Source organism: Streptomyces sp. NPDC059477 (assembly GCF_042749375.1).
Lineage (GTDB): Bacteria > Actinomycetota > Actinomycetes > Streptomycetales > Streptomycetaceae > Streptomyces.
In genome coordinates, this window is record NZ_JBHYUG010000123.1 from 13,402 (window position 1) to 21,868 (window position 8,467).

At 70.4% G+C, this 8,467-nt stretch carries 7 protein-coding genes and 3 pseudogenes; 8 read left to right on the forward strand and 2 right to left on the reverse strand.

What is annotated here, in order from left to right; genetic code table 11:
- Nucleotides 1–179: 179 nt before the first annotated feature.
- Nucleotides 180–1,757, reverse strand: coding sequence for a benzoylformate decarboxylase (gene mdlC / locus ACFXAZ_RS36035; protein ID WP_384600132.1), 1,578 nt, complete (start codon nt 1,755–1,757; stop codon nt 180–182).
- A gap of 275 nt (nt 1,758–2,032) precedes the next feature.
- Between mdlC and ACFXAZ_RS36040 the strand changes: the two genes are divergently transcribed.
- The 4 genes and pseudogenes from ACFXAZ_RS36040 (at nt 2,033) to ACFXAZ_RS36055 (ending at nt 4,013) form a co-directional block, all read left to right on the forward strand.
- A complete protein-coding gene (locus tag ACFXAZ_RS36040) occupies nt 2,033–2,830 on the forward strand; it encodes a FadR/GntR family transcriptional regulator (RefSeq protein WP_384600135.1) in 798 nt (265 codons plus the stop codon).
- Between the two features lie 93 nt (nt 2,831–2,923).
- Nucleotides 2,924–3,052: pseudogene (locus ACFXAZ_RS36045) on the forward strand (helix-turn-helix domain-containing protein); the annotation flags it as partial.
- 15 nt (nt 3,053–3,067) lie between these two features.
- Nucleotides 3,068–3,387, forward strand: a pseudogene (locus ACFXAZ_RS36050) (S-(hydroxymethyl)mycothiol dehydrogenase); the annotation flags it as partial.
- On the forward strand, nt 3,387–4,013 hold the full coding sequence (locus tag ACFXAZ_RS36055) for an MBL fold metallo-hydrolase (RefSeq protein WP_384600138.1): 627 nt from the start codon (nt 3,387–3,389) through the stop codon (nt 4,011–4,013). The pseudogene ACFXAZ_RS36050 and the gene ACFXAZ_RS36055, both read left to right, overlap by 1 nt.
- A 45-nt stretch (nt 4,014–4,058) precedes the next feature.
- Here ACFXAZ_RS36055 and ACFXAZ_RS36060 read toward each other — a convergent pair whose 3' ends face one another.
- A complete protein-coding gene (locus ACFXAZ_RS36060) occupies nt 4,059–4,598 on the reverse strand; it encodes a hypothetical protein (RefSeq protein WP_384600151.1) in 540 nt (179 codons plus the stop codon).
- 102 nt (nt 4,599–4,700) lie between these two features.
- Here ACFXAZ_RS36060 and ACFXAZ_RS36065 point away from each other — a divergent pair.
- The 4 genes and pseudogenes from ACFXAZ_RS36065 (at nt 4,701) to ACFXAZ_RS36080 (ending at nt 8,419) form a co-directional block, all read left to right on the forward strand.
- Nucleotides 4,701–5,629 (forward strand): annotated as a pseudogene (locus ACFXAZ_RS36065) (aldehyde dehydrogenase family protein).
- Nucleotides 5,619–5,888, forward strand: coding sequence for a hypothetical protein (locus ACFXAZ_RS36070; RefSeq protein WP_384600141.1), 270 nt, complete (start codon nt 5,619–5,621; stop codon nt 5,886–5,888). The pseudogene ACFXAZ_RS36065 and the gene ACFXAZ_RS36070 overlap by 11 nt, the downstream one beginning before the upstream one ends.
- Before the next feature lie 154 nt (nt 5,889–6,042).
- Nucleotides 6,043–7,545 (forward strand): carboxylesterase/lipase family protein, encoded by a 1,503-nt coding sequence (locus ACFXAZ_RS36075; protein ID WP_384600144.1) that lies wholly within the window; start codon nt 6,043–6,045, stop codon nt 7,543–7,545.
- 46 nt (nt 7,546–7,591) lie between these two features.
- Nucleotides 7,592–8,419 (forward strand): hypothetical protein, encoded by an 828-nt coding sequence (locus ACFXAZ_RS36080; protein WP_384600148.1) that lies wholly within the window; start codon nt 7,592–7,594, stop codon nt 8,417–8,419.
- Nucleotides 8,420–8,467 lie beyond the last annotated feature (48 nt).

Below are 8,467 nucleotides of genomic sequence, written 5' to 3' on the forward strand. Positions count from 1 at the left end.
GTGGCGGTGTGTGTTTGTGTGTTGTTCCCCCTGGTTGTCCCCCCGGGTCGGGCGGGGGGGGTGTCGGGGGGGGCGCTCCCCCCCCCCCCCGGCGGTGATTCGGCCGGTCCGGCGCACCGCCGTCGGCCGTGCGCCGGCTGTGCGTCAGGTCCACCCGTCCGCCGTGCCTTGCCCCTCGGTCACGCCTCGCGCTGCGGAACCTCGATCAGCCGGGGCTCCGTCGCACTCATCCCCACCTTCACCAACTGGGTCAGCTCGTCCAGCGACTCGACGCGCTGGGCCGCCACGCCGTACCCCTCGGCGATCTTGACGATATCCACGTCGGGGACGTCGAGATACGAGCCGTCCGGGACGCCGAGCAGCCGTGAGAAGCCGCTCAGTGCTCCGTAGCGCCGGTTGTTGGCGACGATGAAGGTCACCGGTACCCGGTAGCGGGCCGCGGTCCACAGTGCCGAGGTCGTGTACTGCATGGCGCCGTCGCCGATCAGCGCCAGCACCGGACGATCGGGCCGGGCGAGCCGCAGGCCGATGGCGGCGGGCATGCCCCACCCCAGTCCACCGGCCGCGGGGAAGAAGCGGGACTGCGGATGGGTCGTCATGAGCCGGTCGATACCGCCTGTCCCGGAGGTCCATTCGAAGCTGATCACGGCGTCGTCGGTCTTGCCGCGGTCGATCGCGTCGGTGATCGCCTCGGCGGTGAACGCGGGACCCGAGGTGTCGGCCACGGGCAGTGCCTGCGCCTCGGGCCGTGTCCGGGTGCTGACCGGGACGGTCGCGACGAGCTGTGCGAGGGCGGCGGCCGGGTCGCCGATCACGACGTGTCCGAAGGGGGCGCGCGCCGCCTCGTCGGGATCGTCGGTGACCCCGTGCACCGCCACCCCGGCGGGGAGGTAGTCGTCCTGGCTGGGGGCGTGGTAGCGGAAGAGGGGCGCGCCGAACACGAGGATCAGGTCGTGGCCGTCCAGTGCCCTGGCCAGGTCACCCGCGGCGGAGGGCAGTTGGCCCCGGTAGTAGGGGTGCGTGGTCGGGAAGGGCGCCCGGGGCGCGCTCGGGGCGTTCCACACCGGTAGCCGTGAGCGCTGGGCGAACGCGATCGCGGCGGGGTAGCCGAGCGGTGTGTCCACGCCGGGGCCCAGTACGAGGACGGGGTCGGACGCCTCGGCGAGGGCCTGGACCAGCGGCTCCAGCGCCGAGTCAGGGGCGACGGGCCGCCCGTGGACCGAGCGGTCCAGGAGCTGCCGCTGTGTGGCGGCGTCGGCGGGCCGGTCCCAGTCGTCCAGCGGAACGGACAGATAGACCGGGCCCGCCGGCGCGCTCTGGGCGAGCAGCAGCGCCTTCGACGCCAGCAGCGGCGCGTCCTCCGGCCGCAGCGGCTCCCCGGACCACTTCACCAGCGGCTCGCACAGCTTCGTCGCGTCGACGTTGGTCAGCAGCGCGTTGACCGGGTGGTAGCGACGGGACTGCTGCCCGGCGGTGATCAGCAAAGGTGTGTGACTGCTCGCGGTGTTGGTGAGACAGCCCATGGCGTTGCCCGTGCCGGAGGCCGCGTGGAGATTGACGAAACCGACCGTGCCGGACGCCTGGGCGTAGCCGTCGGCCATGGCGATCGCCGCGCCTTCCTGAAGAGCCAGGTAGTACGGCAGGTCGTCGGGGAGATAACGGAGGAAAGGCAGCTCGTTGGAGCCGGGATTGCCGAAGACCGCGCCCACCCGGTGCTTGAGCAGGACTTCGCAGAACGCCTCACCGACCGTTGCCATGGTTCCTCGTCTCTCACCGGGAGTCCGGTGCCTTGCGCCTCCGGTGGCGGGACGGCTTACGTGCACGCCACACCTTTCAATTCCTAGAACACTAGGTCACCTATAAACTAGAGGTCAAGAGAAGTGACCGGCCCTGCCCGTCCTGGTGTCCGGGAAGCTCCTCGCCGGGTCGCGTGCCCGGACTTCGCGGCTGGTGGTGGCAGGATGGGGCGCATCGTCCGCGCGGCCCGCCGACTTACCTTGACTCTAGGTCTCTAGAGGATTAGGTTGCGGATATGAGTGTGGATGCCGGGGCCAGGAAGTTCGCCCGCGAGAGGGTCTCGGACCTGATCTATGAGGACCTGCGTGACCGGATCCTGAGCGGCGCTCTTCCCCTCGGCACGAGACTGCCCGCGGAGCGGGACCTGGCCGCCGAGTACGGCGTGAGCGGGCAGACGGTCCGCGAATCGATCCGGGCGCTCACGGCCATGGGCCTGGTGTCCTCCAAGCAGGGGCGTGGCGCCTTCGTGACGGCCCGGAGCGACAGCCTGACGGCGTTCTCCCTGGCCTCCGTCATCCAGCTGGACAAGCTGGGGGTGGCCGATGTCCTCGGTGTCCTCGGTGCTCTGCTGACCCACGCGACGGCGCTCGGCGTCACCCGCGCCTCGGACGAGGACCTCGCCCAGCTCCGCGAGAGCGCGGAGAACATGCTCGTGCCCAGCCCGGAGAAGTCCGCGGAGAACCTGAGCGTCTTCCTTCGCCGGCTGGCCGCGGTCGGTCACAACCCGCTGCTGACCGTGCTGTGCGGGTTCCTGATCGACATTCAGGTGCGTCTCGCGCTGGAACTGGGCACCAAGAGGCCCACCGCGTGGAAGAAGGCGGCCGGTGCCCTCCAGGACGACCGGATGGCCCTCGTGGCGGCCCTGGAGGCCCGCGACGCGGAACGGGCGGTCATGTGCCTGGAGACGTACTCCGACCGTATGCGCGAGCTGATCGACACGGCGTCACAGTCGAAGCGGTTCCGGCTCACCGACACCGATTTCGCCCGGCTCGTCTCCCAGCTGTCGGCGGATCAGAAGAAGCTGCTCGACTGAGCCGGACCGCCGGTCACCGCGACACCCGTCACCACCGCCGGTGGCGGGTCGCGGGAGGGCCGGCGACCGGTTCGCACCGGAGGTGAGCGGTCCATGCAGACACCCCACAGTGAATCGGTGCTCTCCCGGACCGTGCGGATCATCGAGGCGTTCAGCCCCGATGACCCGGCCCTGACCGTGTCCGAGATCGCCCGGCGGGCGGACCTGCATGTGGCGACCGCCTTCCGGCTCGTCGTGGTCGGCCGCCCCGAGACCGACCGGCAGGCGTTCTAGGCCCGGGACCTGGCCGGAACGGTCGTCCTGGTCGGCGTACCGACCCCCAGATGCAGCTGGAACTGCCCCTGCTGGACGTCTTCGGACGCGGCGGATCGCTCAAGTCGTCGTGGTACGGCGACTGCCTGCCCTCCCGTGACTTCCCCCTGTTGATCGATCTGCATCTGCAAGGACGCCTGGAACTGGACGCGTTCGTCACCGAGACCATCGGACTGGACGAGGTGGAGAAGGCGTTCGCGCGCATGCACGAGGGCGATGTGCTGCGCTCGGTGGTGATGCTGTGATGACCGCCCGCGTGGAACGGCTCGTCACCTCCGGACAGTTCGCCCTCGACGGCGGCACCTGGGACGTCGACAACAATGTCTGGCTCGTCGGCGACGACCACGATGTCGTCGTCATCGACGCCGCACACGATGCCGACGCCATCGCGGAGGCCGTCGGGGACCGCCGGCTGACCGCGATCGTGTGCACCCACGCCCACAACGACCACATCGACGCCGCGCCCGCCCTCGCCGCCCGGACGGGCGCCCCCGTACACCTGCACGCGGCGGATCGCCCGCTCTGGAAGCACACCCACCCCGAACGGGAACCCGACGCGGACCTGACCGACGGACAGGTCGTCCGGGTGGCCGGTGTCCTGACCGTCCTGCACACACCCGGCCACACACCGGGCGGAGTCTGCCTGTACGCGCCGGACCTGGAGTCCGTCTTCACCGGTGACACGCTCTTCGCCGGGGGCCCCGGCGCCACGGGCCGGTCGTACTCCCACTTCCCGACCCTTGTCGACTCGATCCGGGACCGAGTGCTGTCCCTCCCGCCAGGCACGGTCGTACGGACCGGTCACGGCGAGACCACCACCATCGGCGCCGAGGCGCCCTACCTGGACGCCTGGATCGCCCGCGGGCATTGAGACCGTCCCGATCGCGCCACCCGACCCGCCCTGACCGCCAGGGCCCTATCCGCTCTCCTGGAAACGGTCCTCGATGAGCGATCTGCGGCCGTCCTCCGGGTGGCGAACCTGCCCGTCGCCGACGTTGACCGGCGGGGCCGGCTGACGACGGCGGCGGCGCCGGTACTCGACCGGCTGGCCGAAGAACTGGCCGACACCGGATACTCCCTCCTCCTCGCCGACCGCCACGCCCAGCTCACCGATGTACGGGTGGGCCGCAGCGGGCTGCGCGCCCGCCCGGAGCGGGACGGGGCCGTTCTCGGCGGGCGATGGCTGGAGGAGACCACCGGCACCAACTCCATCGCCACCAGCCACGAACTGCGCCGCGGGGTGACCGTGCGGGGTGAGGAGCACTACTTGGAGGCGCTGAAGAAGTACACCTGCTACGGGCGGCCGGTCCTCAGTCCCGTCAACCGGCGGTTGGAAGGCGTCGTCGACGTCACCTGTCTGGCCACCGACGACCATCCGCTCCTGGGGCCACTGCTCGACAGGGCCGTGCGGGAGATCGAGGACATACTGCGCGCCGGCGCCGGACTGGCCGACCAACGGCCGCTGGCAGCCTTCCAGCTCGCCTCCGCGTCGACCGCGTCCGCCCGTACCACCCTCGTGCTCGCCTTGGGCGACAAGGCAGGCGGCGGTGGGCGTGGTGTGCAGGACGCGGCCGATCCGTTGGGCCTCCCGCTCAGCCCGCCCGCCCTGCTGCGCTACTACGCGGGCCTGATCCTCTCCGGCGGCACCGAGGAGACACGCGCCGCCCTCTTCGGCGGACGCACACTGGTCCGCCGCACCCCGATCGGTGTCGTCGCGGGCATCGCCCCATGGAACTTCCCCGCCACACTGACTTCGTTCAAGTACGCGCCCGCGCTCGCCGCGGGCTGCACCATCGCCCTCAAGCCGTCCCCGAGACCGTCCTCGACAGCTATCTGCTCGCCGAGGCGGTCATCGAGGCGGACCTTCCGCCCGGCACCGTCGACATCGTCCCCGGCGGACGTGAGACGGGCGCGCACCTCGTCTCACACCCCGACGTCGACAAGGTCGCCTTCACCGGGTCCACGGCCGTGGGCCGCAGCATCGCCGAGACCTACGGACGCCTGCTGCGCCCGGTCACCCTGGAACCGGGCGGCAAGTCGGCGACGATCATTCTCGACGACGCCCAACTGGACCTGGCGGCGCTCGCGGAGAAGCTCTTCATGGCGACCCTCGTCAACAACGGCCAGACCTGCTTCCTCGGCACCCGGGTCCTCGCCCCCCGCAGCCGCTACGCGGAGGTCGTGGACCTCTTCACCGCCTTCGCCGGTTCGCTGGAGATCGGTGACGCCCTCGACGAGACCACGCAGATCGGCCCCATGGCCACCGCCCACCACCGTGACCGGGTCGAGTCCTACATAGCCAAGGGACGAGACGAGGGCGCCCGGCTCACCACGGGCGGCGGCCGGCCGCGTGGGCTGGACCGGGGCTGGTCCGTGGAACCCACCGTCTTCGCCGACGTCGACAACGCGTCGACCATCGCCCAGGAGGAGATCTTCGGGGCCGTCCTCAGCATCATCCCGTACACGGATGTCGACGATGACCCCTGATCCGGCCCGGGCACCTGGCTGTGGCCGCGGCGGGCGGGTGAATGCCGCGCTCACCCTGAGCCTGGTCGTGCAGGTGGCGTTGCTGGTGGTCTGGGCCGTCTGCGCGGCAAGACCCGGCGATCTGGTCGAGCTGACACTGGTGGGGCTGTCGGCGGTGGCCATGGGGATACAGACGGCCGTCGCCCCGGTACTGGTGCTGGCCACGCTGGTGCTGGCACGTCTGCGACTGCGCGAAGCGCACAAGTCACCTAGTAGGTGAGTGACCTATTGACGATCTCGCTCCAGGCGACCTAGTCTTCAGAGGTCTGGGGCCAGCGAGCCGCTACCGCAGCGACCAGGGTGCGACGCGCGTCATGTCGGAACCGCACAAGATCGCGCACTCTCGGTGGGATACGAGCTTCCGGAGAATCATCATGAGCCGAGTCCGTGTGGAGCAGGGCATCCTCGAAGGCAATGAGAGGCGGGGAGTCCTGCGTTACCGGGGCGTGCCGTACGCGGCCCCGCCCGTCGGTGATCTGCGATGGGCGGCGCCGCAGCCGCCCGCCCCCTGGCAGGGCGCGCGCGACGCGACCGAGTTCGGTCCCGCCGCGATCCAGACCGTGGAGTCGGGACTGGACCTCGGGTCGGAGCAGAGCGAGGACTGTCTCCATCTCAACATCTGGACCACCAGTGTGGACCCGGCCGCCGGTCAGCCGGTCATGGTCTGGATCCACGGCGGTGGCTTCCTGAACTGGTCCGGTTCGATGAGGGACTACCACGGGTCGTCCCTCGCGCAGCGCGGTGTCACGTATGTGTCGTTCAACTACCGGCTCGGCGCGTTCGGTTTCCTTGAGCACCCGGACGCGGACGGCAACGCCGCCGTCCAGGACTGGGTCGCCGCGCTGGAGTGGGTGTCCCGCAACATCGCCCGGTTCGGCGGCGACCCGGCGAACGTCACCGTCTTCGGCCAGTCCGCGGGCGCGGACGCCGTCCGTACGCTGCTGGCCAAGCCCAGTGCGCGCGGCCTGTTCCACCGGGCCATCCTCCAGAGCGCCGGCGCCGGGGACATCGCCGCCCGCCGGGGACCGAGCCGCCGGGAGCGGCTGCTCGCGGCGAGCGCCCGGTTCTGCGAGCAGTTGGGCAGTGACGACCTCGCGCAGCTGCGCAAGACGCCGGTGCAGGAGGTGCGCCGGGCATCGCTGATGTCCGCGAGCGTCCTGCCGCCGCGCGGCCAGGTGCACACACCCGCGAACCTGGTCTGGGCCCCGACCGCGGACGGCCGGGTCGTGGGGGACGACCTGTCCTGCTGGGACCCGGGCATCCCCGTCCTGTTCGGCCACACCGCCGACGAGGGGCGCTTCTTCATCCCGCCGACCGGCCCTCGCGTCGGCCCGCCCGGCGCGGTCGACCCGGCCGCGTTCTACACCCGGGAAACGCTGGAGAACATGGTCGCGATCCTCGGCGGGGAGCAGTCCGGCGCCATCCTCGCCCACCTCACCGGCACCCCCTACGAAGCACTGGCGCGGGTCTACACCGACGCCATCTGGACCGAGCCCGCCCTGGCCTCGTACCGCCGCTTCACAGAACTGGGCCGCACCTCGTACGCGTACCGCTTCGACCGTGTCTCGCCGGGTGGTCGCGCGTCGGACATGCTCGCCTTCCACTGCGCCGACATCCCCTATGTCTTCGGGCACATCAGGGCCGGGGAGCAGTACGACGAGCAGGACGAGCGGGTGTCGGACACAATGGTGCACTCCTGGACGGAGTTCGCCCGCACCGGTGTCCCGAGCAGCCCGGACGGGACCCGGTGGCCCGCCGCCGACGCGACCGCACCGGTGGTCACTGCCATCGACACCCAGACCCGTAGCCGCCCGTTGGAGATCGATCCGATCACCGAACTGATGCACAGCCTGCGTACCACCGCCGCAGCCCACTGACGACTCGGCGGGCACCGGACGGGGGCACGTTCGAAAGGAATCATTCATGTCAGCAGTACCACCGCCGCCGAGCGCTCAGGTCCAGCCCCATGAACTGCCCGCGTCTCTGCGCGAGGCCGGCTTGACCAACTGGGTGCGCGAGCCGCTGGACGACGCCGTGGACCGGCGTCGGCGGCTCATCGTGCCCCCGGCCGCGGCCACCCTCGGCACCCCCGTCCACGTGCACCGCGAGGCCCTCGTCGACGAGGTGCGCCACCCCGACTCGGTCTTCATGATGGGTGACAACCCGGCACTGCCCAAGATGCCCGACCGCCCCACACTCGCCGACTTCTTCCGGCACCGGATCGCCCTCAGCGATATGGGTTCCCAGCACCTTCTCCAGAGCGCCCGGGTGGCCAGGGAGAACGGGCTGGACGAGAAGGTGGTCCTGGCCTGTCTGCTGCATGACATCGCCGTGTGCGGACTGCTCTCCGCCAACCACGGCTACTGGGGGTCCCAGTTGGTGGCGCCCTATGTCGACGAGGAGGTGGCGTGGGCCATCCAGAAGCACGAGGCGCTGCGCTACTACGCGGACGAATCGGTCGGCTACACCTACCCGGACGCGTATGTCACCTACTTCGGCGCCGACTACCAGCCGCCCGAGCACACCCGCCGGGACGCCGAGGAGGCGCGCAAGCACCGCTGGTACATGACCGCGCGGCTGGTGACCATCAACGACATCTACTCCTTCGACCGCAACGTCAAGGTCGAGTTCGAGGAGTTCGAGGACATAGTGGGCCGTCACTTCAAGCAGCCCCGTGAGGGCCTGGGCTTCGACGGATCGCCGGTTGCCCACATGTGGCGCACCATGATCTGGCCCAACAACTTCCTCTGACAACTGCCGTTGATCGGGCGGTACGAGCAGGGCGGGCAGCGTGAGCGC